This is a genomic window from Planifilum fulgidum, assembly GCF_900113175.1.
Taxonomy (GTDB): Bacteria; Bacillota; Bacilli; order Thermoactinomycetales; family DSM-44946; genus Planifilum; species Planifilum fulgidum.
Genome location: NZ_FOOK01000024.1, coordinates 24,639 through 50,810, shown reverse-complemented (window position 1 = coordinate 50,810; position 26,172 = coordinate 24,639). Strand labels below are relative to the sequence as shown.

At 53.7% G+C, this 26,172-nt stretch carries 30 protein-coding genes and 1 pseudogene; 27 read left to right on the top strand and 4 right to left on the bottom strand.

What is annotated here, in order from left to right; genetic code table 11:
• The 9 genes from BM063_RS12765 to BM063_RS12730 all read left to right on the top strand — a co-directional run.
• Positions 1 to 423 (top strand): SMI1/KNR4 family protein (locus tag BM063_RS12765; RefSeq protein ID WP_092039629.1); only part of this gene is annotated, 423 nt, incomplete at its 5' end.
• 334 nt (positions 424 to 757) lie between these two features.
• A complete protein-coding gene (locus tag BM063_RS12760) occupies positions 758 to 1,162 on the top strand; it encodes a CDI toxin immunity protein (protein ID WP_092039627.1) in 405 nt (134 codons plus the stop codon).
• Positions 1,163 to 1,706: 544 nt separating this feature from the next.
• Positions 1,707 to 2,099 carry a hypothetical protein gene (locus BM063_RS12755; RefSeq protein ID WP_143085353.1) on the top strand — a complete coding sequence of 131 codons (393 nt, stop codon included), beginning with the start codon at positions 1,707 to 1,709 and terminating at the stop codon, positions 2,097 to 2,099.
• 509 nt (positions 2,100 to 2,608) lie between these two features.
• On the top strand, positions 2,609 to 2,758 hold the full coding sequence (locus BM063_RS17700) for a hypothetical protein (protein WP_177199147.1): 150 nt from the start codon (positions 2,609 to 2,611) through the stop codon (positions 2,756 to 2,758).
• Between the two features lie 385 nt (positions 2,759 to 3,143).
• Complete coding sequence (locus BM063_RS12750) at positions 3,144 to 3,560, top strand: hypothetical protein (protein WP_092039623.1); 417 nt, start codon at positions 3,144 to 3,146, stop codon at positions 3,558 to 3,560.
• A gap of 223 nt (positions 3,561 to 3,783) precedes the next feature.
• Positions 3,784 to 4,254 (top strand): NUDIX domain-containing protein, encoded by a 471-nt coding sequence (locus BM063_RS12745; RefSeq protein ID WP_092039621.1) that lies wholly within the window; start codon positions 3,784 to 3,786, stop codon positions 4,252 to 4,254.
• 67 nt (positions 4,255 to 4,321) lie between these two features.
• On the top strand, positions 4,322 to 5,047 hold the full coding sequence (locus tag BM063_RS12740) for a dihydrofolate reductase family protein (RefSeq protein WP_092039619.1): 726 nt from the start codon (positions 4,322 to 4,324) through the stop codon (positions 5,045 to 5,047).
• Positions 5,048 to 6,022: 975 nt separating this feature from the next.
• Entirely contained in the window at positions 6,023 to 6,754 is a 732-nt protein-coding gene (gene cas6, locus BM063_RS12735; protein ID WP_092039617.1) for a CRISPR-associated endoribonuclease Cas6, read from the top strand.
• Between the two features lie 861 nt (positions 6,755 to 7,615).
• The gene (locus BM063_RS12730; protein WP_092039615.1) at positions 7,616 to 7,855 is read left to right on the top strand and encodes a hypothetical protein; all 240 of its coding nucleotides are present in this window, start codon (positions 7,616 to 7,618) and stop codon (positions 7,853 to 7,855) included.
• Between the two features lie 135 nt (positions 7,856 to 7,990).
• Here the strand turns inward: BM063_RS12730 and BM063_RS12725 are convergent, their stop codons facing one another.
• The gene (locus BM063_RS12725) at positions 7,991 to 8,635 is read right to left on the bottom strand and encodes an SDR family oxidoreductase (protein ID WP_092039613.1); all 645 of its coding nucleotides are present in this window, start codon (positions 8,633 to 8,635) and stop codon (positions 7,991 to 7,993) included.
• 171 nt (positions 8,636 to 8,806) lie between these two features.
• Here BM063_RS12725 and BM063_RS12720 point away from each other — a divergent pair, with 171 nt between their 5' ends.
• The 7 genes from BM063_RS12720 (at position 8,807) to BM063_RS12685 (ending at position 14,891) form a co-directional block, all read left to right on the top strand.
• Positions 8,807 to 10,465 carry an FAD-binding dehydrogenase gene (locus tag BM063_RS12720; RefSeq protein ID WP_092039611.1) on the top strand — a complete coding sequence of 553 codons (1,659 nt, stop codon included), beginning with the start codon at positions 8,807 to 8,809 and terminating at the stop codon, positions 10,463 to 10,465.
• 290 nt (positions 10,466 to 10,755) lie between these two features.
• Entirely contained in the window at positions 10,756 to 11,358 is a 603-nt protein-coding gene (locus BM063_RS12715) for a YIP1 family protein (RefSeq protein ID WP_092039609.1), read from the top strand.
• Positions 11,359 to 11,363: 5 nt separating this feature from the next.
• Positions 11,364 to 11,930: a hypothetical protein gene (locus BM063_RS17325; RefSeq protein WP_143085352.1), complete on the top strand. Its 567-nt coding sequence runs from the start codon at positions 11,364 to 11,366 to the stop codon at positions 11,928 to 11,930.
• Positions 11,931 to 11,959: 29 nt separating this feature from the next.
• The gene (locus BM063_RS12705) at positions 11,960 to 12,373 is read left to right on the top strand and encodes a hypothetical protein (RefSeq protein WP_143085351.1); all 414 of its coding nucleotides are present in this window, start codon (positions 11,960 to 11,962) and stop codon (positions 12,371 to 12,373) included.
• 481 nt (positions 12,374 to 12,854) lie between these two features.
• Positions 12,855 to 13,547, top strand: a complete 693-nt coding sequence (locus BM063_RS12695; RefSeq protein ID WP_143085350.1) for a hypothetical protein — start codon at positions 12,855 to 12,857, stop codon at positions 13,545 to 13,547.
• Between the two features lie 347 nt (positions 13,548 to 13,894).
• The gene (locus tag BM063_RS12690) at positions 13,895 to 14,227 is read left to right on the top strand and encodes a PadR family transcriptional regulator (protein WP_092039642.1); all 333 of its coding nucleotides are present in this window, start codon (positions 13,895 to 13,897) and stop codon (positions 14,225 to 14,227) included.
• Positions 14,220 to 14,891, top strand: coding sequence for a DUF1129 family protein (locus BM063_RS12685; protein WP_177199146.1), 672 nt, complete (start codon positions 14,220 to 14,222; stop codon positions 14,889 to 14,891). The genes BM063_RS12690 and BM063_RS12685 overlap by 8 nt, the downstream gene beginning before the upstream one ends.
• A gap of 216 nt (positions 14,892 to 15,107) precedes the next feature.
• Here BM063_RS12685 and BM063_RS12680 read toward each other — a convergent pair whose 3' ends face one another.
• Both BM063_RS12680 and BM063_RS18340 read right to left on the bottom strand, forming a co-directional pair.
• The gene (locus BM063_RS12680; RefSeq protein WP_092039597.1) at positions 15,108 to 15,818 is read right to left on the bottom strand and encodes a YqeB family protein; all 711 of its coding nucleotides are present in this window, start codon (positions 15,816 to 15,818) and stop codon (positions 15,108 to 15,110) included.
• 97 nt (positions 15,819 to 15,915) lie between these two features.
• Positions 15,916 to 16,338 (bottom strand): annotated as a pseudogene (locus BM063_RS18340) (DUF418 domain-containing protein); the annotation flags it as partial.
• 223 nt (positions 16,339 to 16,561) lie between these two features.
• On the opposite strand from BM063_RS18340, the gene BM063_RS17690 reads away from it, so the two are divergent.
• Positions 16,562 to 16,717, top strand: coding sequence for a hypothetical protein (locus BM063_RS17690; RefSeq protein WP_177199142.1), 156 nt, complete (start codon positions 16,562 to 16,564; stop codon positions 16,715 to 16,717).
• A gap of 215 nt (positions 16,718 to 16,932) precedes the next feature.
• Here the strand turns inward: BM063_RS17690 and BM063_RS12665 are convergent, their stop codons facing one another.
• Positions 16,933 to 17,499, bottom strand: coding sequence for a TetR/AcrR family transcriptional regulator (locus BM063_RS12665; RefSeq protein ID WP_092039591.1), 567 nt, complete (start codon positions 17,497 to 17,499; stop codon positions 16,933 to 16,935).
• A gap of 435 nt (positions 17,500 to 17,934) precedes the next feature.
• Between BM063_RS12665 and csx20 the strand changes: the two genes are divergently transcribed.
• The 10 genes from csx20 (at position 17,935) to BM063_RS12620 (ending at position 26,170) form a co-directional block, all read left to right on the top strand.
• Positions 17,935 to 18,318 (top strand): CRISPR-associated protein Csx20, encoded by a 384-nt coding sequence (gene csx20 / locus BM063_RS12660; RefSeq protein WP_143085349.1) that lies wholly within the window; start codon positions 17,935 to 17,937, stop codon positions 18,316 to 18,318.
• Positions 18,319 to 18,601: 283 nt separating this feature from the next.
• Entirely contained in the window at positions 18,602 to 18,754 is a 153-nt protein-coding gene (locus BM063_RS17320; protein ID WP_143085348.1) for a cytochrome c oxidase subunit 2A, read from the top strand.
• A gap of 34 nt (positions 18,755 to 18,788) precedes the next feature.
• Complete coding sequence (locus BM063_RS12655; protein WP_092039587.1) at positions 18,789 to 19,265, top strand: cytochrome c oxidase subunit II; 477 nt, start codon at positions 18,789 to 18,791, stop codon at positions 19,263 to 19,265.
• A gap of 5 nt (positions 19,266 to 19,270) precedes the next feature.
• Entirely contained in the window at positions 19,271 to 20,956 is a 1,686-nt protein-coding gene (locus tag BM063_RS12650; RefSeq protein WP_092039585.1) for a b(o/a)3-type cytochrome-c oxidase subunit 1, read from the top strand.
• Positions 20,957 to 21,141: 185 nt separating this feature from the next.
• A complete protein-coding gene (locus BM063_RS12645; RefSeq protein WP_092039583.1) occupies positions 21,142 to 21,705 on the top strand; it encodes an FAD-dependent oxidoreductase in 564 nt (187 codons plus the stop codon).
• 295 nt (positions 21,706 to 22,000) lie between these two features.
• Positions 22,001 to 22,933, top strand: coding sequence for a GntR family transcriptional regulator YhfZ (gene yhfZ, locus BM063_RS12640; protein WP_245752265.1), 933 nt, complete (start codon positions 22,001 to 22,003; stop codon positions 22,931 to 22,933).
• 133 nt (positions 22,934 to 23,066) lie between these two features.
• Positions 23,067 to 23,429, top strand: coding sequence for a PRD domain-containing protein (locus BM063_RS12635; RefSeq protein WP_177199145.1), 363 nt, complete (start codon positions 23,067 to 23,069; stop codon positions 23,427 to 23,429).
• Positions 23,430 to 23,435: 6 nt separating this feature from the next.
• Positions 23,436 to 23,798, top strand: a complete 363-nt coding sequence (locus BM063_RS12630) for a DUF2620 domain-containing protein (RefSeq protein ID WP_092039577.1) — start codon at positions 23,436 to 23,438, stop codon at positions 23,796 to 23,798.
• 122 nt (positions 23,799 to 23,920) lie between these two features.
• On the top strand, positions 23,921 to 25,216 hold the full coding sequence (locus BM063_RS12625) for a YhfT family protein (RefSeq protein WP_092039575.1): 1,296 nt from the start codon (positions 23,921 to 23,923) through the stop codon (positions 25,214 to 25,216).
• Positions 25,217 to 25,255: 39 nt separating this feature from the next.
• Positions 25,256 to 26,170 carry a phosphotriesterase family protein gene (locus BM063_RS12620; protein ID WP_092039573.1) on the top strand — a complete coding sequence of 305 codons (915 nt, stop codon included), beginning with the start codon at positions 25,256 to 25,258 and terminating at the stop codon, positions 26,168 to 26,170.
• The last annotated feature ends 2 nt before the right edge of the window (positions 26,171 to 26,172 follow it).

Genomic DNA, 26,172 nt, shown 5'->3' with positions numbered 1-26,172 from the left:
GAATTAATAAATAATGGTCCTGACCGTCTTATTACAGGCGGAGTTGACGATAACAGAATTGTTGAAGTGGAAAAAGAGCTTAATGTAACATTACCGGAAAGTTATAAATGGTTTTTGCGGGAATATGGTCATGGTGGAATAGCAGGGATCGATATTATAGGTATAGGGCCAAAAAGTGTTGAACCACCGGTTGTTCAATTAACAAAGGATTACAGAAAAATTGGGATGCCCAATTCCTTGGTTGCAATATATAATGCGGATGAATGGGTTTATTGTTTGGAGACAAATAAAATGGTAAATGGGGAGTGTCCCGTAATAGATTGGGATTTCGGAGGGGAGAGTTTTAGGTATTATGATAATTTCTATCTGTTTCTGATAGATAAGTTAGAGAGTGCGTTAGAAGATTATGAGGATGAAATCTAATAATCTTTGATGGGCAATAAAACGGTTTTCGATTCCTGGGCAAATAAAAGGGGTGACGCAGACGTCGCCTGATGCACGAACTACACCCTGCTTGTGGACGATGATATTCTTTGTGCTTCCCCTCTTCTTTTTGAAAAGAAGATAGACCATTTAACGGAGGACGGAAGCTATTAAGTAATTTTCCACTGAGGGCTAGCGAGCGATCAAGGAAATGAGCGTCCGCTGAAGGAAATAAAGAGATGCACTTGGATTGGGAATCTGGAAAAAGAACAATGTTGTAAATTATAGTGGAGGGAGGGCAAAATAGGGAAAGATTAATAAGGGAGAACTGAGAATGCACATTTTGGATGAATGTATAGAGGCGTTGAAGAAAGAAGGTAAGGTTGTTGTTTTGTCTAAGAAAGAAACAAAAGAGATTGAAAAGGAATTTGAAGAAATTGTTCCTATCCATCCGACTGTGGCAAAAGTCGATTTCAGCAAAATGGTACGGAAAAAGAATATTGTAGTAGATAAGGATATATTGGAGGAATTACATAAAAATAACGTGAATGTTAATGAGCCGGTTTATGTTTTCTGGGATAATACAGCATATCCAATGCTTAAAACATCTATAAAAAATGTTATTAATGCCATCGATCATGTTATATCCGTTAGCTTTGATACTTGGATCTTTTGCCCGAAGGAAAGATACGTTGTGGAGTATTATCATGAGGGTGAAACCTTCTTGGGTTTTTACTGAGCAGGTATAACATGGTTTTCATCGATCTCCGATAGCGCAAAATTTCTGGAGACGATACCCTGAAAAAATTGTGTCCCAAGGATATGGCGCAGATGTATACCCACAATCAAAAGGGGTTCTTATCCGGGCAGGGACGACGGAAACAATCGCCGATAAATCGTTTTGGCGAAGGAAGGGGGTGATGCAGATGTCACCCCTGATTTCATTGTTACAGTAATCACTTACGGTCTGGATAGATACCCTTGAATGAATTCCTAATAAGTGGGCTAAGTGGGGTATTCAATTTGGCAAGGATGGAGAGTTATCGTTGTTTGAAATAATATGTTGTCGGGTTTCAGATTGAGGCTTACTCAAGTGGAATGCGTTAGCTGGTCAACTTTATCCGAAAGTAAACTTAGATGATTGGATGGGGAGAGGGTCCAATGTTTCAGGTGCAGACATACATTTACTTTCCCGTAAAAAGGAATCCATCCTTCCCTGTGGAGATCCCGATGGATGATAAGACCACATTGAAAAAAGCGGAACCCTATCTGGATTTTGATTATTGGAAGGCCACATTGAACTGTCTTACTTTGGACAACCAATACTGACCGAAAAATTAGGAGATTATATTATAGATTACTGGGACTATTTGTTTAGAGCCATTAAGTCTTTTATAAAAAAAGGATCGGGAGGAATGTACTTGCCTGATTCACCGGTACCGATAGATATTAAAGAGCAAGGACCGAAATGGGTGCTAATGACAATTGGAGAGGGTGGGGAATACGGGAAGTGGTTGCTGCCCAGAGAGGAGTTGATTAGAGCTTTGCTGGATGGGGCGACCATTTTTTATAAAGGTTTATCCGACGCCTTCAGTGATTCCATTTCTCAAAAATATCGTTTTAGAGAGAGGTACGAGTACTTATTGAACTTCAAAAATCAATATTTAGGTGAGTGAAAATAGAGATGTAATATGTGTTGGTAACTGTCAGTACGACTAATTTGTTTCATCTGCTTACATATTGTTTAGCGGGACTTTGCAGTGGAGATGTTGTTGATATGACGGGCTTTTCGAGTCATGTCGGAGGATGAAAACAAGCATAAACCAGTTGACATACCGTTTTGCGCTTCGAAGTAGGTTGCACTTATGCCTTCTGCCACCAACATGTTTTTGCAGGATTAAAGATGATGCACATACACTGATGGCAACCAAATGGCCTGCTGGGAGCGAGGCCTCGCTGTGTGTCCCTGGCTCGGCAGCCGAGCGAAATGCCGGGGACCAAACCTTCGGAAGCAGCCAACACTTTCAATTTTTGCGGGTCTCTGCTCGATCCGGCACAACTCCGGTGGACGATACCCCGGAAGTGGACGGGCATCCTCTTCCACCACCGGGGACGGAAAAATGTTTCCGCATCTTCATCCCAGATGGAGTCAGGGAGAAAAAGAGCAGGCTAGCAGGCTTGCTGGATGATGGAACAAAACGAAAAAGTGTGTAGCCCCGGACAAATCCTGCAGGGTGCCGCCTATCTCGGAAAAGAGACGCTGGATTTAGCTTCTCCATCCTTGATGGCCAATAAAACTGCTTTCAATTCCCGGGAAATGAAAGGGGTGATGTAGCATAACCCCTTCTTATTTTGAAGATTCCACCTGACTCCGCTGTAGCTGGACTTTTTGGCTGGATTCGGGGAAAGCAGGTTGCCTGTGAGTGCAAAGATTATTAACAACTCGTGGACAAAGGGTATGAACCGCAGATGGGGCAATTATATCGGGAAAAAATCGTAAAAGCATATCCCGTACCGAAATATCGGAAAGCAAATTTAAGTCGCGAAGGGGCGTAAGGAATTGAACGTTCCTCCTGGTGGAGAAGAGATGCAGCAGATGAAGTGCAAATATGGGGAAGTATTGGGTGGATGTGGGTGGATACAGGGAAGCAAGGAAGGGATGGTCAAAAAGTGGGAAAAGTGCAACAGACATATACTCATGCTGAAACGAGGAATCGATGATGGAATGGTTACTTCGAATTGAGGATCTCCAGGAAAGTATCGAAAATCCTACATGGGAGGAGGTGTATCAGTATCTATTGGATGGGAAAAGGGTAACGGCTGTGTATCTTGAGTCGAAAGATGGATTTTTGATGGCGGGTGGGGGAGAAGTGATAAAGGGCAGAACACGGTACATCGTAGAATATTTCAATCAAGGCGGCCGTGTGATTGAGGGGGATTCCGCGATCTTGATAAATGAAGATGAAAATGATGACTTGCAAGATTTAATAGACGAACATGAGGATTTCATACACATGAACATAAAACAGGTTGGCACAGATGTGTTTTGTCATCTTGTTGACTTTCCGAAAGTCGTTAGCGCCTTCCGTCACTTTTACGAAACGGGAAGGCTCTTCGAGGATTTATCCTGGGAATAAATGAGTTCTTGAATAGATCTTTAGTAGAAAATCAAACGTCTATTGTAAACCCGAAGTTGCCACCTAGACTGTGCAGTCCGGCGTCACATTCAAAGGTATACCATCGCGAGTGGAAGCGTGTGACACCCGTTTTCTTGCTCCGGCAGCTACTGCAATATCCATTCACAGATTTCGACAAGGGGTTTACAATTCACCGGGTAGATGGATCGTGGAGGAGGATACCTTGGCCCGAAAAGATTATTATCATCAGCCCGACGCACCGAAACCCAATTCCTTGGTTCCCGCCGTTTCCGCGGTCGTGACCGATTCTGATGGAAGGATTCTCTTGCACAAGCGGAGCGATAATTTTCTGTGGTCCCTTCCGGGGGGAGCGATGGAGCTGGGCGAGTCCGTCGAACAGGCGGTGATCCGCGAAGTGAAGGAAGAGACGGGATTCGATGTGGAGGTCCTCCGATGCACCGGCATTTACTCCGATCCGGGGCATGTGATCGCCTTTTCTGACGGGGAGGTGCGCCAGCAGTTTTCCATTTGCTTTGCCTGCCGGATCGTCGGAGGTGAACTGTCGGTCAGCTCGGAGTCGGTTCAGGTCCGGTTTTTCACAAGGGAGGAATTGGAGCGCCTCGACTTGCATCCGGCACAGCGAATCCGGATTCAAGACTTTTTAGCCCGTCAGGAAAGAGCTTTTATCCGATAGCTCCGCTCACTTGATTCACAGCTGAACGGGGAGTGAATTTGTATAGTCCCCATTGGAGGTTGGACGCATGGGACCGCGTGTTATCACAGCCAATACGATGACCCTCGACGGCCGGATTGCCGTCTCGCCGTCTGTACCCTCTTGGCAGGACGAGCGGTGGGGTCCGATTCTGGAGGCGGGTTTTCAGCTTATCGACTTTGCGGCACTCCACGGCGCGCCGGTGATCCTGGAGGGGAGCAACTCCTTTGTGGCCCGGGATGCAGGGGGGATCGATGCGGTCCCTTCAACGCCGGAGGACGAGCTCTATGAAGATTTCCTTCCCAACCGGGTGATCAGCCGCTTCAAACGCTGGATGGCCGTCGTCGACAGCCGTGGGCGGGTGGCCTGGCAACATACCCACCAGGACGACAACCACGTCCTGGTCCTCGTCAGCCGAAGGACGCCCGCCGAATACCTGGCCTTTTTGCGCGAGCGGGACGTGCCGTATCTCGTCGTGGGGGAGAGCCGGGTGGACCTGGATCTTGCCCTGCGCAGGCTGGGTGAGACATTCGACACGGATCTCATCGTCAGCACCGCCGGCGGAATCCTCAACGGGGCGCTCTTGCGGGCCGGGCTGGTGGACGAGGTGGACCTCCAGGTGTTGCCCCTTGTCCTGGGGAACAAAGGGGCTCCGGCCGTTTTTGAAGGGTACAACCCCGACTTTGCATTCCCGCCATATCGGCTGTCGCTGATCGAACAGCAGGCGAGGCCCGATGGTTCGCTCCTCCTGCGGTTTGCCACCGGGAAGGGATGAGATAGGCACACATGAGTGAGCACTGAAAAGCCCAGATGGGGGAAAAGGGTGGACGAAATGGTTGGGAGAAGTTCGATGAGAATCCGCAAAAACGATTGATTATCAAAAGAAGCTTTGGAAACGGAAGTTAAAGTGTTTTGCGCAACCATTGACGCATCAAAATGGCAGCCGGTTGAGGGAACCGATGCATTGCTATGGTTCTACAGATATCTCCCTAAGTTTCTCAAAGTCTTTTCCGGTTGCGCCAACCGATTTAATTTCTGGTTCTACAGATATCGTAAGAGCCGACGACAATGAATACAAAATCGAAAAACAGCCGGAATACTTTTCTTACTATATAAAGGGCAGGCTCATCGATCAAATCAACGGAATCGTAAAGGTGGGAGGTTTATTGTTTGAATTCGAGCGAAAGATGCTGCCGGGTGATAGAAAAGAGGGTGAGTATCTTTCATTTTGTTGTCGGAGATTGGACTTAATATAAAAAGTGTTGGAAGAGAATTGGCAGGGCGGATCTCTGAAGGGCGTTAGGCAGCTGGATGTTTTCTCCGCGGGCTTGGTGCGGCGCCCCTTTCCCCTCTTGGGTGCGCCGCCCTGAATTTTCGGAGGGATTTCATCCCGCCAAAGCGGTTTTCCGCAAAAATTGAGCGCCCCTTTCCAGTTTGTCGGCCGCCTCCTTCAGTTTCCAATGGCCTTGGCGTATTTCGCTGACGGTGTCGTCTTCCCGAATGGCGGAAACCTGCTTCAAATGAAGGATCGAGTACAATCTATGGTTTTTTCACGTTGATAGCTTTACCTGTGACGGATTGAAACTGTAGATTGCCGCTGGTTGCGCAGTAAATCTGGGAAGTCGGTGGATGATTATTCGGGACATTGGAGGGGATGTACCGCTTGTTTTTACCCCGGATGACAAAAGTACTCATCGGCATTTTCTCTTCGGTGGTTTCCGTTTGACCGACTTCCAGAGGGGGGAGCGGTATGCATCTTACATTGACGCTATCATTTGCCGGTGACGGCTTGCAGTTGCCCATTCAGTATAACTACTGGGTTCAGTCGGCAGTGTACAAGATTCTTGATCCGGAGTATGCGGAACAGTTGCACGGTAAGGGGTATTCGGGAGGCGGTAGGATTTTTCGGCTGTTTACCTTTTCCCGGTTGATGGGTTCGTACCGGCTGGAACGGGAGAAAGGGAAAATTTCTTTTTTTGGTCCCGTCCGCCTCGTGATCGCATCTCCGATGGTGGAATTTTGCGAACAAGTGGCCTCGGTGTTGGCGAAGGAAGGTCGGATGCAACTGGGGAAGCAGGTGGTCGAAGTGGAAAAGGTGGAGGTGGAATCACCGCGAATCACTTCGTCGGCGGTGGAGGTGTTTACCCTTTCCCCCATCACCGTCTATTCCACCTTCGACAAACCGGAGGGAGGGCGATACACTTGCTATTTTGATCCACGGGAACGATCCTTTTCGCAGTTGATTCATGAAAATTTGACGCGGAAGTGGGAGGCGATCCAGGGAGAGCCGTATTCCGGTGAGAAGACGAAAATCGAACCGTTGGGCAAAACCCGCCTACACATTCTCAGATACAAAGGGACTGTGATCAAGGCATGGTCCGGCCGTTTCCGTCTGGAGGGGGATCCGGCTTTGATGCAGGTCGGGCTTGATGCGGGGTTTGGAGCCAAAAACGCCCAGGGATTTGGTTTGTGCACCCTTTAGGTTTGCAGATCAAATACATATATCTGTTCGGGACACAATGTTGTCCAAGCGCGATTCATGCTCTGAAGGCAAAGGACAGGGGATGTGGTCTCCGGAAACGAGAAGCATGAAATATCAGGCCAACTGGGCTGGGTTTTAAAGGAGTTTGCATGTATTCTTGTTTATTTGCAAGGGTGAAGTCCGGAGAGTTTGTTCCGGATGGGACGACCTGAAGTGACTCAGGAGGCTGTCGAAGGGATCCGGCAGATTACTGACGTGGATCGACCGGATGTGCGCAATTTCTGGCGCACGTCTTTCGGGTGGAAATCGATGTTGAACGAGAGCGGATTTTGCCCCATCCGGTGATGCCGTGGGGTGAGGATGAAATGGGTTTCAGCCGGAGACGGAACGAACGGTGAAGGCACTTTTTACTTTGCCTTCCGGGGGGAATAAGCGGCTGGCCCAGGGACGATACGGGGTCCCGTCTATCTCCTGTATGAAAAGGCTTTCGGCGAAATGGCCGGCCGCCCGGGGAAGTGGAGGCCTACCGCCCGCCTGGCAAGAACCATCGCCAATCGTTCATCCGAGGTAAGGAGGGGGTTTTTCCGGTCGGAAGGCAAATCAGAGACCCGCGATAGGGGGCTGCCGAAGACCCCAATCTCTGGAGTTTCTGTCGGTTGCAAAAAAAGTCATTGTCGCCTGTCCTGTCGAGGATAAAGGCATGGGTCAGCGGCTTTGCCGGAGTGAGTACGTGCGCCGGTCCCGCTCGGCATTCGATGAGGCGAAAGCCTTTGGAAGCCTAAGCATCACCTTTGATACGTTACGTTGACTCTGAACAAGTGACTTCGGAATTTACATACTGTAGAAAAGGTGTGAACATCCTTGATGGAAGTTGTGTACGCCCTGATAGGCATTCTGCTGATCGCATTTGCACTTTATGGTTTATGGAGGGGGCTTGTCTGGATATATGGCGTTCTCAAGCTCCTTTTCATTTTGCTTTATTGTGTCATCCGGTACGGTCCACGTGAAGGGTGGGAGAAGTTTAACAACTGGGGATTTAAAGAAGATATCGATCTGGATGTTCCCGCTGGTGCTGATATCGACTTGGACCTGGACCTGTGATGATGAATGGAAAAGGGAGGTCCTTCGTAAACGGACCTCCCTTGGCATCATCGGATTTAAGATCACGACGAACGTGGAGCGAAAATTTTCCTCCTTAATTCCCGGCTCTCTATTGTCCGGCCGAAAGGATCTTCGTCAGAGATTCTTTATTGCTTCGGAAATGGGGGTGTCGCCGGAAGTGAGGTCAAAGCCCCGGCGAAAGGTGCGTTTCTCATCCAGGACCGCCAGAATGGTGCGGGCCACATCCTCCCGGGGCACGCTTCCCCGGCTTAAATTTTCGGCGATGGAAATGTGCCCGGTCCCCGGCTCATTTAAAAGTCTCCCGGGACGAAGGATCGTGTACGTCAGTCCGCTTTGCTCCAGGATTCGGTCGGCGTAGTGCTTTGCCACATAATAATGCTTGATCCTTTCGTTCCAGTTTTCCCGGCGGTGGGCCTGGAGGGCGCTGACCATCACGTACCGGTGGATTCCCACACTTTTTGCGGCTTCCATGCTCTTGACGGCCCCGTCCAGATCCACCAGAAGCGTTTTGTCGGCACCGGTGTGTGCTCCGGAACCGGCCGTAAACACGATCGCATCGCAACCGTTGGCAGCCGAAGCGATCTCTTCCACTCGCCCCTCCAAATCCGCAACCACCGCCTCCACCCCGGCTTGCCGAAAGCTTTCCGCCTGGGATTCCCGGCGCACCATGGCCCTCACGGTGTAGCGGTCGCTTTGCTGGAGCAGATGAACCAGCTTTTGCCCGATCTGGCCATGGGCTCCGATCACAAAAACCTTCACGGTGTGATGCTCCTTTCCGGATAAATTTCACTCCAATTTTATTATTTCAGAAGCGGGGAGCCGAAGCAAAAAAACCGTTCCCTGTGAGAAATCACCGAGGAAAAAAAGGAGTTTCGCCGATTTTGTCGGAAAAGATTAAACATACACGAAAAATTGCGGAGGGTGAACGCGATGGATTCGGACGTCATCGTGGTGGGAGCCGGCCTGGCCGGATTGGTGGCCGCCGCCGAACTGGCCGATGCGGGGAAAAAGGTGCTCCTGCTGGACCAGGAACCGGAGGCGTCGCTGGGCGGGCAAGCTTGGTGGTCCTTCGGCGGGCTGTTCCTGGTGGATTCTCCCGAACAGCGGCGGTTGGGGATCAAGGATTCCCGGGAACTGGCCTGGCAGGACTGGATGGGCACCGCGGGTTTTGACCGGGAAAAGGACGAGGATTATTGGGCGATCAAATGGGCGGAGGCATATGTGGACTTTGCGGCGGGGGAAAAGCGCGCGTGGCTTGTGGAGCACGGAATCCGCTTTTTCCCGGTCGTCGCTTGGGCGGAGCGGGGAGGGTACCTCGCCGACGGTCCCGGCAACTCCGTGCCCCGGTTTCACATCGTTTGGGGGACCGGTCCGGCCCTGGTCACCGCCTTTGAACAGCGGGTCCGGGCCGCCATGGAAAAGGGTCTGATCGATTACCGCCCGCGTCACCGGGTGGATGAATTGGTGACCAAAAGCGGTGCCGTCACCGGGGTGAAAGGCTCCATCCTCGTTCCAAGCGATGCCAAGCGCGGGGAAGCGAGCTCCCGGGAAGTGATCGGCGAATTTGAATTTCATGCCCAAGCCGTCCTGGTCTCCAGCGGAGGCATCGGAGGCAACCTGGAGCTCGTTCGCCGGCACTGGCCGTCCTGGTTGGGAAAGCCGCCAAAAAACATGCTCTCCGGGGTTCCGGCCCATGTGGACGGCCGAATGTTGGCCATCGCCGAGCGGGCGGGGGGCCGCATTGTCAACCGGGATCGCATGTGGCATTACACGGAGGGAATCAAAAACTGGAACCCGATCTGGCCCCATCACGGCATTCGCATTCTGCCAGGCCCCTCCTCCGTCTGGCTGGATGCGACGGGAAAACGGCTTCCCGTTCCGTACCTGCCGGGCTTTGACACGCTGGGAACCCTGAAGGCCATCTTGAAGACGGGCTATGATTATTCCTGGTTCATCCTGACCCAGAAAATCGTTGAGAAGGAATTTGCTCTGTCCGGCTCCGAGCAAAATCCGGATCTGACGGAGAAGAACCTCAAGGAGGTGATCCGGCAACGGGTGCTGCCCGGCCCGACGGATCCGGTTCAGGCGTTTTTGGATCACGGGGAGGATTTTGTCATCGCCGGCACCCTTCCGGAACTGGTGGAGGGCATGAACCGGCTGACGGGGGAGAATCTGCTGGATCCGGAGGAGATTGAACGGCAGATCCGGGCGCGGGACCGGGAGATTGAGAATTCCTTTACCAAGGATTTGCAGATTGCCGCCATTCGCGTTGCACGGAACTATATCGGCGATCGTCTGACGCGGGTGGCCAAACCGCACAAGTTGCTGGATCCGAAAAACGGTCCCCTCATCGCGGTGCGCCTGCACATACTCACCCGAAAAACCCTGGGCGGACTCCAGACGGACTTGTCCGGCCGGGTGCTGGATTCCTCGGGCAATCCGGTGCCGGGTCTGTATGCGGCCGGGGAGGTGGCCGGCTTTGGCGGCGGCGGAGTCCATGGCTACCGGGCCCTGGAGGGCACTTTCCTCGGCGGTTGCCTGTTTACGGGGAGGCAGGCGGGCCGGGCCTTGGCCAAGGCGTTGTCGTGACAGGGGGGAAAGGGAAGGAAAAAAGCGGCGTGGCATCATCCCGGGAAAAAGGGATGTGCCGCGCCCTTTCAGTCATATTGAGTGAATGGAGCCATCGGATGCTATTTCTATCCAATAGAACATTTTATTAATTGACAGAATAAATGTTAGTAGATAGAGTGAATGTGTATCATATTTTTGGCCTGAAAGGTTTGTATTGGTTTTGATTTTATGTTCCGTTCCAAAAATCTATTATTTTACTTTGTGTCCTGGTTTGGAAGTTATTTTCCGGGTTGAAAGGTGGGGTGAAAATGGGTGAAAATCCTGTGTTTTCGATTTGGTACAGAACCGGTGAGGTGATCGAGGAGAAACTGGAGAATACCTCCGGCAAGGAAATGTTTTGGCTGATCACTGTGTTCGGCATCATTTCGATGATGGACATTGCATCATCTATCAACATGGGAGACAAATTTTCTTTGGCAGAGATATTGATCCTGTCCGTGATTATCGGCCCGCTTGTCGGGGCATTGAATTGGGGGATATACAGTTTGATTGTGCATGGAACCAGCCGGCTCCTCGGGGGCGCGGGCACTTGGCGGGAAACCCGGACAACCGTAGCGTGGGCCACCGTGATCTACAGCGCCAAATTCTTGTTATGGATTCCTTTACTCTTTTTATTCGGCCATGAATTGTTTTTAGAGGAAACGATGGCCCTTACCAATAACCTGTTTCTGACGGTCTTATTCTATTTGTTTTCATTATTCGAATTCATTCTCCAGATCGTATTTATCATCGTGTTGTCCAAAGGTTTGGCCGTTGCCCACCGGTTTTCCGCCTGGCGTGGATTTGGCGCCCAAGCGATCCTGTTTGCAGTAAATGTGTTTGTTATTTTGTTGAGATTGTTTGCTGGATGAGCCCAGTGAAACAGCGCAAGAGAGTTCTCGGTTTCTTTGCGGAGATTTTTCATGCCCTCTCATTGGAGGGCTTTTTTGATTCAATGGTATTGTCGGAATATTATGTTTTTGAAAAAGCTTATAAAGGAAGGATGTACCGCTCCTTTTTTGATGGTTTGAGGCAACTCTCATTTCAATTAGGACGAGTTAACAATGAATTGAGAAAGCAGAGTGGACCCTTCACGGCTACAAACATAAAAAGGCAAAAACGGTGGAGTGAAAGGAAGAGGCCTCCAGCACAATATTTGCCTGATATTGATGACGAAAAACTGGAAAGAGAGGCATTACGGAAAGCCGAATATATTTATGTTGATAAGGATAAAAATGTTGTTTACTTTTTTTATGATACACGTAGGCCCGTTGGATATGATGGCGGGGATGAAACCACCTGGATCCGTGCTGAATTGAGGAAAGATAAAAATACACCCGTGTTACATGGACATCCGATATCTGTAAAAAGATTAGAGAATGAATATCTTAAAGATAAGAACAAGAAGCCGAGGTTTTTAAGAAGAAAAAGAATGGGTGAATGAGAAATTCCTCTGATCAAGGAGTGAAAATTGTGAGTAGAGTTAGACATTATCCCTTAAGAATTCATCAGGGATGGAAGATGGTGCGCAATTTCTTTATGGATTGCGATCCTGAAATGGTGTCACCTGAAGATACTGTTATGTGGACCGATATATTTATGCAAGATATACTATATATGGAATATAATGATAAATATGGATTGGATCTTGGATGGGGACCGGAAGCGGACCCTAAAGGTGAGTTTATACTCGATCTGGTCACTTTGGAAGATTTTGAGCCTCTTCTAACAATAGAAACAAGAAATCTTCATGAGGTTGCCGATGCGATAGATAAGATTACCTGGGGTGTAAGTCAGGGGATTCTTCCATCTTCTGATCCTATTGGAACAAATCACTCCTCCCTTTCGATTGCAAGCGCTCAAAGTATATCACGGCTGGATATTTGAAAGAAACCGTTTTATAGAGATGGATTGGGAAACAGCTGATCCACAGGAGATGCGGGAGTATTTAACAGATGATCTGTTATTGCTGAAACATGTCTTTGACAACAGCATACAAATCCATTTGGGTTGGGAACCGGCCGGGGATCCCCGGGGTCAGTTTATCTTGAAAGTGATTGATGATGATAAGAAGAAGCCTCGTCGTACTTATTCCACGCGAAGTGTTGAAGAGGTGGTGGATTGGATCGAGAAGGCATGTACAGGAGAAATGTAGGGGATATTTATGATAATATTGCCCTCAGATTGGAGGGCATTGTTTGTTGGTACGATGAAAGGTGGTGGGGGAAGTCGTGGTCTTTTTGAATCCTCCGTGATATCAATGAATTGGTTTCGGGGAAGGATTGGGATACCGGATCTGGAATGGATAATAGTAGATTGGAAGAAGGAGCCCATACAAGCAAGTGAGTTGATGTAGGAGTGGTAAATAGTGAGCAGACTAAGACATTATCCCTTGAGAATTCATCAGGGCTGGACATTGGAAACCAATTACTTTATGGATTGCGACCCTGAAACGGTGCCACCTGATAATGAACTCAGATGGTTCGACGTATTCTCGAAAGAAATTCTGTTATTCTTCTATAATGAGAAGTATGCATTGGACCTTGGTTGGTGGCCGGAAGCGGACCCTAAAGGTGAGTTTATACTCGATCTGGTCACGTACAAAGACTTTGAACCTCTTCTGACAATAGAAACAAGAAATCTTCATGAGGTTGCCGATGCGATAGACAAAATCACCTGGGGTGTAAGTCAGGGGATTCTTCCTTCTTCAGATCCCACGTTTTCCTTGGAACAAATTACTCCTTCCCTTCAATTACAACCCCTCAAAATATACCATGCCTGGAAGATTGAAAAGAATCGTTTCATTGAGATGGATTGGGAAACGGCTGATCCACAGGAGATGCGGGAGTATTTGACAGATGATCTGTTATTGCTGAAACATGCCTTTGACAGCAGTATACAAATCCATTTGGGTTGGGAACCGGCCGGGGACCCCCAGGGGCGGTTTGTCCTGGAGAAATTTAAACCTGCTGATAAGAAGAGACCTCATCGAGTTTATTCCACCCGAAGTGTTGAAGAGGTGGTGGACTGGATTGAGAAGGCTTGCATAGGAGAAATGTAGGGATCTTTTTGAGTAATATTGCCCTCGGATTGGAGGGCTGTTTTTTTTGGCCTTTATTGATGGATATCGACCAATCTATAAAGAGTTCGAAGTATGTGGTATTATCCGGGGCAGATAATCCATGGGACGTGATCTCTGGGCATTTATCCGGAATGGTCGGCACTGAAAAGAGACTTTATGGAGTGGGATGCTGAAGTACTGTCTGACGATGAGAATCTATGGTTTGGACATTTTCTTGACAGAGACTTGCCGCTAAGCTACATTGTAAAACAAGATAGTTTAAATCCATGACCAAGGGACGGTTTTTTCTTCGGTCATCTGTATTGCTTTACAAGGCAGGTGAGGTGATGTCACTACGCAGTCAGATTCTCAAGGGGATTTTGGAAGGGTGCATACTGTCCATCATCAGTCGCCGGCCGGTCTATGGGTATGAGTTGGCCGAAACCTTGAAGCGGTACGGATTGGTAGTGAGTGAAGGATCGATCTATCCCGCTTTGATGCGACTGTCGAAGGAGGGACTGATCCAGGGGACGATGCGCAAGTCCCCCAGCGGCCCCGATCGCAAATATTACACATTGACGGAGAAGGGGAAGGAGGCCCTGGCCTCTTTCAAGCGGGATTGGCGGGATGTCATGCGGTCGGTTGAAAGACTTCTACAGGAGGAGCAGCACGATGAATGAGAAAGCTTTACGAAAAGAGATTGACGAGAAGATCCAAGGGTTGACAGAAGAGAACCGGAAAGTGTATGAGGACATGCTGGCCTATCTGCGCCTGTCTTATAATAAATCGGAGCGGGAGACGGAGGAGATTTTGTTGGAGCTGCTGAACCATTTGCTGGAGGCCCAGAAAGCCGGCAAATCGGCCGAAGAGATTTTTGGTCCTGATCCCAAACGGTTGGCGCAACAGATTGTGGGTGAACTGCCTGCACTGATTCCCTCCAAATGGTGGTTGATGATCGCCATGGGGGCGGCCTACTTTTTCGCCGTCCATGCTTTGCTTTCTGGTGGGTTTGATCTGGTCATGTATCTGCTGGGTAAAGGGTCGTGGATCCAAGAGGTTCATGTGGGCTCAGTAGTCGCTAAAAGCGTCGTCTCTCTGATGATTGGCTTCGGATTTGCTTTGCTGATCCTTCACTACATGCGCTGGTCTTGCTTTAGGGATATTCGCAAAGCCGAGGAGATGCTCATAACAGGGCTGTTTGCGATCGTGCCCACGGGAGCATTTATGGCCGTTATCTATCTCATTCCCCCGATCGGTCCGGTCCTGACGGTTCCGCTGTATGCGTCCCTCATTATAGGGGCGGGGCTGTTCATGCTGGGTTATAAGCTGCAAAAGGCGTTGTAAAGCAGAGGAGAGGCGCACTTTGTTGTCCTGCCCGGAGGAAGACTTGTCCTCCGGGCCTTTGATAACGGTGTCCAAGAAAAGCCGTTTGAAAGAGGAAATCGTGGATGGGAATCGAGTGGGCGACCTTGGCTGCTGTAGGGATTCCCTTTTGCATCCGAACCGGATGAGCCGCTGAATGGGCAACTCTCGGCCCCTAGCTGCAATGCAGGGGCCGATTTATTTTTTCACCGGGGGCTTTTCGACCGGCCGCCAATACTGGTTGACCCCTTCGTCGCGGACAATGTAACCGATTTTCGCCAGTTCCTCGCGCAGTTCGGCGATGTCCTTCTTGTTTTTTTCTTTCAGCGCCCTTTCCCGCACCTTCAGCAGCGCGTGGGCGGAAGGCGGCAGCTCGGGCAAATCCGGCACCCAGCGCCGGTACCGGTCCTTGAAGGGATCGCCGTCCGCCGACCACGGGTAGCCGTGGTTTTGAAACGCCTCCGCCAGGTCTTCGGGATGCTCCACACCGGGCATCCGGACCAGCTCGTGACCGGACGTGCCGAGGATGACGAGCTCCTTCCCGTCCAAAAACACGGAGGCGATGTCCCGCCTGGGGATCGTCCGGCGGTTTTCCCCTTGTTCCAACGATACCTCATGGTTGGAGATGGCGGCCTTCAGGCTCTCCCAGACGGCGATAAACGCGAGAACGAAACCCGCCAACAGGCCGAGAAAGGCCAATATCCACTTGAGATACGGGCCGTCCAGCGAATGGATGAGGCGAGCCGTGTCCTCGAAGGGAAACCAAGGCAGCCGGAGTGCCCAGTCCGCTATACGCGGCAGCATATAGCCGACGGCAAGGCCGGCGGCGCCAAAGCCGGCGTACATTCCGATTTTGGCTCCCGGGGAATATCCCGTGACGGTAATCCCATGGCGGCTTGCTGTCTTCATAATAACCCACCTTCCGTCTGTTTTGTCCTTTTTCCATATACCAGCGCCGCAACATCGCTTCGGCCGGTCCCTGCGTTTTGGAGCGGCGCATTATCTCCGCGTCCGGAACCGGAGCCATCCAAGTCAGCCAAGCGACGACATCGCTTCCGAACTGTCCGGCGCGATTCCCGAGGATACCGATGTCCGGTGTAAACGCGATAAAATTCGCGACGGACTGCAGGATATTAAAGGACATGGACCGCTGTCCGACGGCGGCGATGGCCCGCGTCACCGGATGCGGTTTCCCCTCGACCAGGGCCGCCGTCCAGCCGATCAGCGCTGCCCATCCGAGCCCGCCCACGTACCCGGTTACGGTGTGCAAGGAACTGACCAGCGTCTTCGCGACGGTCGGCGGATCGGCCCAGAAGCCGGAGGAGATCAGCGCCAGGGGGATGGCGCCGGCTGTGGAGGCGAAGGCCGATGGCCGCCGTTCGGGCGAGGAGCCGGCGGTGCTTTCCGGGATGGGCTGGGCCGCCCACATCCCGATCATAGCCGGAACGACATGATGGACCATCAGCGGTGTGAGGATCATCCACAGGAAAACCCGCATGAACAGGGATTCCCGCACGTCCGGTTTCACCGTCTCGGCACCCGGGGACAAGTCGTATTCGGCGCGGACAAACGCGGAACCGAGCAGGGTCACGACCGCCAGCGAAGCGATTACGCCCCACTTGACGGTGCGGTCCGACCAGCGGAGGGTGCCGATGAGCAGAACGGTCGCGAAGCCGCAGATGCCGATGGTGAAATCAAACAGGGTGACGGCGTGCAAAAACCCGATGACCAGCAACCACCATCCCCGTTTTTTCAGCAGTCTCCGGATGGCACCTAAATCCTCACCCTTTGCTTGCACCGCCGTATGATCTGGACCAAACCGTATCCAAGCAGCAGAAAGAATGCGGGAAACGCCCGGCCGTCGATGAAGATTTGCCGGAGATACGCGACGATGCGATCCCCGTCCGTAATGACGTGCCCGGGTGGCTTCAGGCACTGATGGGCGTGAGCCGGCGCGACCAGCAGCATCATGCCGCGCGCGAGGTCGGGAGCCGGCCTTCGGCCGCGGCCCGGATGGGGAGGGTCAGCCACGGGAATTTTTCTTTACCGCTCTGTTGACGATGCGGATCAGCTCGTCGCTGTAGGTGTCCAGATCCAGCCTGCGCGCCATCGAGTTGTCCAGCATGTATTCGTTGATCGCTCCCTGGATGAAATGGGCCATGGCGTCCGGATGAAAATCTCCAAACACTCCCTGTTGCTGTCCTTCGCGCAAAATGTTCCGGAGGAGCTGCAACAGGGGGTCTTCATCCTCGTCATCCATCCGGTAATAGGGGACGTTGTCGGGCGTCCTGGCGTGGAAGATGATCTCGATGAGGGCGATGCTGCGGTCGGGGTGGTCACGCAAGTATTCGAGGCTGGCCCGGATAAACGCGTTCAGCTTTTGCTCGGGGGTCTGTTCCCGATTGACCCGCTCCGTGACGTATCGGGATGTGGACTGAAGCAAATTGATCAGAAGATGGTTCATCAAGTCCAGCTTGTCCGCGAAGTGGTAGGAGATCAGCGCGGTACTGATTCCCGCCCGTTTGGCGATTTGCGCGAGGCTCGCCCTTGCGTAGCCGATTTCGTCCAGCGTGCGGATGGCGGCCTGCATGATTTGCTCGCGCCTCGCTTCGGAGATGAACGTCCGCTTTCTGCCGTCGATGACGCACCCCTCCTCATGGATATTTGCCGAGCGAATGCGGTGCGCGGTATCCCCGCCCGCTTCGGGAGGAAATCCCTTGGAACGGACCGATTTTCCGGCGCTTTGGTCGATTGAACAAAAATTTGATCAACCGATCAAATCGTACCCCAGAGTTCCCCGGGCTGTCAAGGGAAGGGTACGAATGAAAAAGTGGCTGGCCGGTTATCGGAGGATTGCGATGCGGTGATGACGAATGGTTTTTGAAAGCGGCGATGATGAGATTCCCGCCTCTTCGCTTTTGTCCGAAAAGAAGACGTGGAGAGTCCGGCCCGCAACCGAAGAGCCGCGGATTGAATGGGCCGAATTTCATCATGACCGGATCGGAGCGTGGAGACCTTGAAGCGGATGGCTTTGCTGTTTTCCCATGCCTTGACGGAAGAACAGAAGCAGGAAGCACGGGAGAAGTGGGGCATCGGGACGTTTCTTTCCCTTCCCGACGATCTTCAGTCCCGGTGGTCCCAGGTGCCGCCGGAGGGGGCCTTCCCCCGGGAATGGATTCAACCGGTGATAGAGTGGTTGTCCCGGGAAACGGGTCCGGGGGACGTCGTCCTCGTGCAGGGGGAATTCGGGGCGGTGTATCTGGTGGTGTCCTGGTGCCACCGGGAAGGGCGGATTCCCGTCTATGCGACGACGGCCCGCCGCTACGAAAGCCGCCGGCAGCCGGACGGCTCCATAAAAAACATCCATCTCTTCAAGCATGTCAACTTCCGGAGGTATCCCCGGGAATAACTTTCCCGGACGGCTCGGCGACGGGCGAAGAGCGACGCCCGTCGCCTGTTTTTTTGCCGCGGTCCGAGGGAGGATCGCATCTTCGCGGTGTGGCGGGAGGAAACGTCCCCCGAATGCCCCCGGTGAAAAATGTTTCCCGGATGTTAAGGTGCGCTGCACAAGCGGTGCGCCCCTTTTTTGTGCCGTCGCTTCGGACCCGTTGGCACGGCTTTGGTATAAGATTGCCCGTCACAACGAACAATGGGGACCAGGAAAGTCTCAGCCGAAAGGGGGATGTACGGAGATGGCCCGCACCCCGGAATATGAGGTTCATCGGAGGGACAAGAATAAGGATGAAAATTTGCGGGGCACCTTTGTGTCGGTTCTGCTGATCGGCGGGTTGATTTTGGCGATTTGGCTGATCGTTTTCTTCTTGTACCTTCGGGTGGCTTTGTAAGGAGCGAACAGTTTCAAAAGGAAGGAAGAAACCGATGGATATCCCCCGTTATGAACGCCTTTGGCTCGGAATCGGAATCGGAACGCTGCTCCTCTTTTTGCTCATCACCGGGTATATGGGATTTTCCATGGGACTGCATCCGACGGACGGGATGGAAAGGACGGTGGAGCCCGAAAAAGTGACCCGGACGCCGCCCTTTGACAATCCCGGACTGGAGCGGATCGGGCCCAACGAGTATGTTCTCACATCCGTGTCGTTTGTTTTCGGATACGATCCGAAGGAAGTGACGGTGCCGGCAGGGGCCAAGGTTCACTTTCGGGTGACGAGCAGGGACGTCATTCACGGCTTTTACATTCCCGGAACGACGGTGAACATGATGGTGGAGCCGGGACACATCACCAAGCAAACCTACACCTTTGACAAACCCGGGAAGTATCTGGTTCTTTGCCACGAGTATTGCGGTTCCGGACACCATCTCATGCAGGGAACGATTTATGTAAAAGGAGAGTGACTTTTATGTCGACGGCCGCAACGGAGAAGGGGGAAACCCTGGCCAAGCACCGCTACGATGAGCGGGATCGGCGCCTGGTTCTGGCCCACGTCGGGGTGTCTGTGGGAGCGCTTTTGATCGGCGCCATCGCCGGATTGCTCCAGGTGATGGAACGGGCGGGCTGGATCCGGCTCCCCGCGGGGATCAATTATTATCAAATGTTGACGTTGCACGGAGTGCTTTTGGCCCTGGTCTTCACGACATTTTTCATTTTTGGCTACTTGTACGCGGGGCTTGCCCGCACCCTGGACGGTCGGTTGGTTTCCTCTTCCCGCAAATGGGCGTGGATCGGATATGGCATGATGACGCTCGGCACCCTGCTGGCCGCCGCGCACATTTTGATGAACGAGGCCACCGTCCTCTACACGTTTTATCCTCCCCTTCAGGCTTCCCCCTGGTTTTACGTGGGGCTGGCCCTTCTGGTCGTGGGCAGTTGGGTGGCTTCCGCCGTGGTCATCATCAATTACGTCCATTGGCGGCGCCGGAACAGGGGGGAAAGCTCTCCCCTCTTCGCCTATATGGCCCTGGCCACGGTCATCCTGTGGCTGCACGCCAGCCTGTATGTGGCGATCGAAGTGGTGGTCCAGCTGATTCCCTGGTCCTTCGGCTGGGTTGACCGCGTCAACGTCCCGCTCAGCCGCACGCTGTTCTGGTGGTTCGGACATGCGCTCGTCTATTTCTGGCTGTTGCCGGCGTACATCTACTGGTATGTGAACATTCCCCAGATCATCGGCGGCAAGATTCTCAGCGGCTCTCTCCCCCGTCTGACCTTTATTCTTTTCCTCCTGTTCTCCATTCCGGTGGGTTTTCACCACCAACTGACCGATCCGGGCATTCAACCGTTTTGGAAATTCCTTCAGGTGGCGCTGACGATGGCGGTGGTGGTGCCCACGTTGATTACCGCCTTTTCCATATTGGGCACCTTTGAGATGGCGGGACGGGCCAGGGGGGCAAAGGGGTTGTTCGGATGGGTGAAAAAGCTGCCCTGGGGGGATGTCCGGTTTTTCACGCCCTTCATGGCGATGATCATCTTTATTCTCGGCGGGGCGGGGGGCATCATCCTGGCGAGCTATCAGCTGAACCAGCTGGTGCACAATACGTGGTTCGTCACCGGCCACTTCCACATGACCATGGCATCCACCGTCGGGCTCACCTATCTCGCCGCCCTGTACTGGATGATTCCCATCCTGCGCCACCGGCGGTTGACGCCGGCCATCAACCGGTTGGGCATCATTCAGACCGTGATCTGGACGGTCGGCATGATGCTCATGTCGGTCACGATGCATGTCGTCGGACTGATGGGAGCGCCGCGGCGATCCAGTTTTTCCACCTACGGCGGGCACGAGATCGTGTCGAGCTGGATGCCCCACCTGCAGCTGATCAGTGTCGGCGGGATCCTTCTCTTTGCGGCCATTTTGCTGGCGGTTTACATCCTCATTCACCTGTGGTTTTTCGCGCCGAAAACGGATCGGCCGGCCGAGTTCCCGATCGGCGTGGTGTACGAGAGGGCGTCGGAGCCGCCGCGCATACTGGAACGCTGGTCGGTCTGGATCGGGGTGTCGGTCGTTCTCTCGATCATCGCCTACGCCGTGCCGCTGGCCGATATGATCCTCCATCCCGCTCCGGGCGCCCTCCCGGTGCGGCCCTGGTGAGAGGCGGGAGGCGAGCGGTCTTCGGGAAGGGGATTTTTCACGGGTTCCCTTCCCGTCCCATTTTCCGTTTCATTTTATTCCACTCTGTGGTAAGAAACTTCCTTGACTAAAAAGTAATGAAAAATTATAATCAAATCATGTCAATCCCTTACATCGGAAAACCATCAGAGAGGAGAAGAGCGGCGATGTATGACATTGCAATCGTTGGAGCCGGACCTGCCGGAGCGAGTGCCGCACTGTTTGCCGCGAAGGCCGGAAAGAAAACGGTGGTTTTCGACAACGACAAGAGCATTACCAAGAAGGCTTGGATTGAGAACCATTACGGCGTGATGGAGATCACCGGCCCCGATTTGGTGGAGACGGGGAAAAAGCAGGCGGCCAAGTTCGGCGCCGAGATCATCGAAGATACGGTGGTCAACATCGAGAAGAAGGGCGAAGGTTTCGCGATCGAAACCGAGAACAAGGGGACCTTCGAAGCGAAGCACGTGATTTTGGCGACCGGACTGGCCACGGACCTGGCCGGCAAAATCGGCGTGGAGGTCAAGGAAGGAACGGAGCCGCGGGTTCCCAAGGTGCTCAAGGTGGATGCAGAGGGGAAAACCAATATCGAGGGGATCTGGGCTGCCGGAACCTGCGCCGGCGTGAGCGTTCACACCATCATCACGGCCGGCGACGGGGCCAAAGTGGCGATCAACGTGATCAGCGAATTGAACGGCGAGCGGTATGTGGACCACGACATTCTGAAATGACTTGGAAGGCTCATTGCCGACCTTCGGAAGGAAGGTCGGCATTTTTTTGGCCGTCTGGTCCCCGGGATGAAAGGCCGCACCAACCGTGGCGCTCGCCCGGCCGGTTCTTTACCGGGTCCAGGGGATTTGATCCAAATTTTTCATGCCGTCCGGCGATCGGGAGCATCGGAGCGGGCGGAAGCGGCGCTTCGGGCTTTTTGTCCGGACGAATTTTTTCTTGCATGCCAGCGCGGGGAATGGTATATTCGAAGTGAATACAAAAAACCGTATTTTGTAAAATATCGGGAAGGGAATCATGGCGTTGTTGGATCGGATGTATACCAAAAACGGGTTGGCGGCGAGGGAGATCGCCCGTCGTCTCCTGTCCGTCAAGCCGGGTGAGCGCATTCCGAGGATCAGCGATTTCGCCGGTGAGCTTTCCCTGGGAAGGGGGACGGTGCAGGGGGCGCTGCGGCTGTTGGAGGAGATGGGCGCGATTCGGCTGGAGTCCCGGGGCCATTTGGGAACCTTCTTGAGTCACAAGGACGATCAGGCCCTGTGGGAAATCGCCGGGATGTCCCACGTGGTCGGGGTCATGCCCCTTCCTTATTCGCGCAAGTATGAGGGGCTGGCCACCGGTCTGGTGGAGGCCTTTCGGGAAATCAATGTCCCCTTTAATCTGGCCTTCATGCGCGGCTCAACCCATCGCATCGACGCCCTGCAATCGGGCCGATACGATTTTGCGGTGGTTTCCGGTTTGGCGGCGGAATTGCACAAACAGCAGCGTCCGGGATTGCACATCGTGAAGCGGTTGGGTCCCGGCTCCTACGTATCCGGTCACGAAATTTTCTTTGCCGATCCCGGCGAAACGACCATCCGCGACGGGATGCGCGTCGGCATCGATTTTACCTCGGCGGATCAATATCTCCTTACGTCCTATGAGTGCCGCGGTTTGGATGTGGAACTGGTCGAAGTGAACTACATGCAGCTGCTCGACATGCTGAAGGAAGGAAAAATCGATGCCGCCGTCTGGAACAAGGACGAGCTCCGGTACGCCGATCGGTTCGGACGCGGGCCGTTTCGGTCGGAAAGGGCCCGGGAACTTTCCGAGAAGGTGAGCGAGGCAGTTTTGGTTGTCGATCAGGAGAAGGGAAAGATCGTGGAACAGAGGCTGGCCGATCTTTCGGTGGACCGGATTCGGGCCGTACAGGAGGATGTGGAACAGGGCCGCCGTTTCGCCAGCTATTGACGGGGGGTGCCCTTGTGCGGTGAAGGAAACGCACTCCCCTCCGGTCTTTTGACGAGCGGCGGGGAATAGGATGTGTGAGGAGAAAGTTTTCTTTCCGTTATTATACAGTATCCTGTATATTGGAGTGTTCAGAGTGAATGGTTTGAAGGAACGATTCAAGATTTTGATCGAGGGCGGGGTGGTGACCCCCGAGGCGGCGGACATCGCGCAACGGGCGGTGGAGCGGCTGACGGACAGACACGGCCGCTTTCCGGCGGAACAAGTGAACATGTTTTCCACGCACCTCGCGTCCGCTTTGACGCGCCTTGCGCGCCGTGAGGAAATCGATCCGCCTCCGAAGGAATTGTTCGCGGAAGTGGAAGCGTCTTCACGGTTTCGGGAAGCGGTCGGAGAAGTCGATTGGATTGAGCGCCAGTGGGGCAAGGCTTTGCCGGATGCGGAAAAAAGGTATCTGATCATTCACTATATTTCCCTTTTGCAGAAAACGGAGGGGTGAGAAAACGTGAAGATTGTGATCGGCGGCCAGGTGGACAAGAAAGAGGTGGAGGAGCTGGTCCGAAAACACGGTCCGGAGGGGGTGGAGACGATGATCCGGTCGGATCTGGAGGCGGCGATGGCGGTGAAAACGGGCAAGGCCGATTATTACATCGGGGCTTGTCACACCGGCGGAGGCGGGGCGCTGGCCATGGCGATCGCCGTCATCGGCCGGGACAAATGCGAAACGGTCTCAATGCCGGGGCGCAAGCCCGATGAGGAGAAAATCCGCGAAGCGGTCCGGGCGGGGAAGAAAGCCTTCGGCTTCACCGCCGATCACAAGGAGCTGGCCGTCCCGATGATCATGAAGGCGATCCGGGAACTGACCTGACAGGAATTCTCCGAAGCGGTGCGGTTCGGCGCTTTTTGGCATGCGGCCGCCGGGCGGCCGGATAAGCGGACGGTTGGCAACGTCGGGTAATCCGAAAATCCCGGAAGAAGGTGAGTGTTTTCATGAATATGATCATCGTTGCGCTGGTGGGGGCCGTGGCGGCCGTGTTGGCAAACCGGGGGATCGCCGTTTTCAACGACGGATTGCGGCCGATCGTGCCGGAACACATCGAAGGGCGCCTAAGCCGGCGGGAGCTGGCGCTGACGGCCTTCGCGATGGGGTTCGGTCTGGTGGTCGGATTCGGCATCCCCTTCACTTTGACCGCCAGCATCATCCTGATTCACAGCATTCTGCTGGGGACCGACATCATCGGCCTGGCGACGCCGAACAACCGGTGGGGAACCCCGGTGGCCGCCCTGCTCGGCGGGGCATACGGCGCGGCGCTGCTGATGGGACTGGAGGGGTTTGTCAAGCTGTTCGAAAGCCTTCCGGTTAACGTTCTGGATCCGATGGGGGAAGTCGGGGCTCCCGTGGTTGTCATGTTCATGGTGTTTCCCGCCTTGGCGGTGGCTTTCCAGTTTGGCGTGGCCAAAGGCGTCTGGACCTTTTTGGCCGCCGTCTTGGTGAGGCAGCTGGCGGTCTGGCTCAATGAAAGCGGCCTGCTGACCTTTCAGGGTACGGCCGTGACCTTGAACCAGGAAGGGATTGCGCTGATTGTCGGCATGATCTTTCTGTTTGTCTTCGCCGTCCGGCAGAAGTCCGGGGAAGTCAGCGAAGGGGTGGATCTGGCCGCCGTTTTCAGCGACCGGGTCAGCCGGATCCGGAAACATGTGGTCTATTTCATGGTGATGGGCGGATTGATCTCCATGGCGACCAATCTGCTGATCATCGCCGGCGATCCCATCTCCCTGAACCTGCTCGCCAAAGGGCAACAAACGGATGCGGCGATCGCGGCCCTGGCCCGGGCCATCGGATTCATCCCGCTGGTGGCCAGCACGGCCATCGCCACCGGGGTGTACGGACCGGTCGGATTTACGCTGGTGTTCGTCGTGGGTCTGTTGGCGCCCAATGTCTGGGTGGCGGGCATTGGCGGAGCGATCGTGATCATGATCGAAGTGTTGCTTTTAAGTTCGATCGCCCGCCTGCTGGATAAGTATCCGGGAGTGAGGGAGTCCGGCGAGAACATCCGCACCGCGATGACCCGCATTCTGGAGGTGGCTCTGCTGATCGGCGGCGCCAACGCCGCCAACGCGATGGCTCCCGGCTTCGGATTTTTCTTCATCGCGGGCCTTTATCTGCTGAACGAAGCGGCGGGGCGGCCGATCGTCCGCATGGCCGTCGGGCCGGTCGGCGCCGTCGCCGTCGGGATCCTCGCGAATCTGCTGGTCTTCGCCGGATTGATGACGCCGCCGCAATAAGGGCAAGGCGGAAAATATTTCATCGGGAAGGGATCGGATATGACGAAAACAATTCGCACGGTCACCGGGGACATTTCCCCGGAATCTTTTGGTCCGACCATGATTCACGAACACCTGGTTCTGGACCTGTCCCGAATCCGGCGGGATGACGACCCCATCCTGTCGGATTCGGAGGAAATGGACCGGGAGTTGGAGGGGCTGAAGGCGGCGGGTTGCGGGGGAATCGTCGAGGTGACGAATCGCGGCATGGGACGGGATGTGGAAGCCCTGCGGCGGATGTCCGAACGGCACGGCCTTCCGATTGTGGCGGCCACCGGCTACTACAAGCAGACCTATTACCCGGAAGAAGTAAAAGAGCAAAGCGAAGAGGAAATCGAGGAGCTGTTCGTGCGGGAACTGACGGAGGGAATCGGGGATACCGGGGTGAGGGCCGGAATCATCGCCGAAATCGGCAGCAGCCTGAACGAGATGACCGCCGAGGAGGAGAAGGTGTTCCGGGCCGCCGCCCGGGCCCAAAAGCGGACGGGAGCTCCCCTCAGCACCCATTGCGAGCTGGGGACACTGGGGCCTGTGCAGGTGAGGTTGTTTGACGAATTGGGGGCGGACCTTTCCAAGGTCTCCATCGGCCACCAGGATTTAAACGGAAACCGCGCGGAGTATGAAACGATGTTGAAGGCGGGGGTTTACATCCAGTTCGACACCATCGGCAAGAACAACTACCGCCCCGAGTCGGAGCGGCTGTCCGATCTGTTGTATCTGCTGGACAGGGGGTATGTCGGACAGCTGATGCTGTCCTGCGACATCACGAAGAAATCCTATCTGAAGGTCAACGGCGGTTTCGGATATGAATACCTTTTCACCCGGTTCATCCCGAGATTGCTGGATGGCGGCGTGTCCAGGCGGGAGATCGAGACGATGTTGGTGGAGAATCCGCGCCGTTTCCTGTCCTTTTAGGA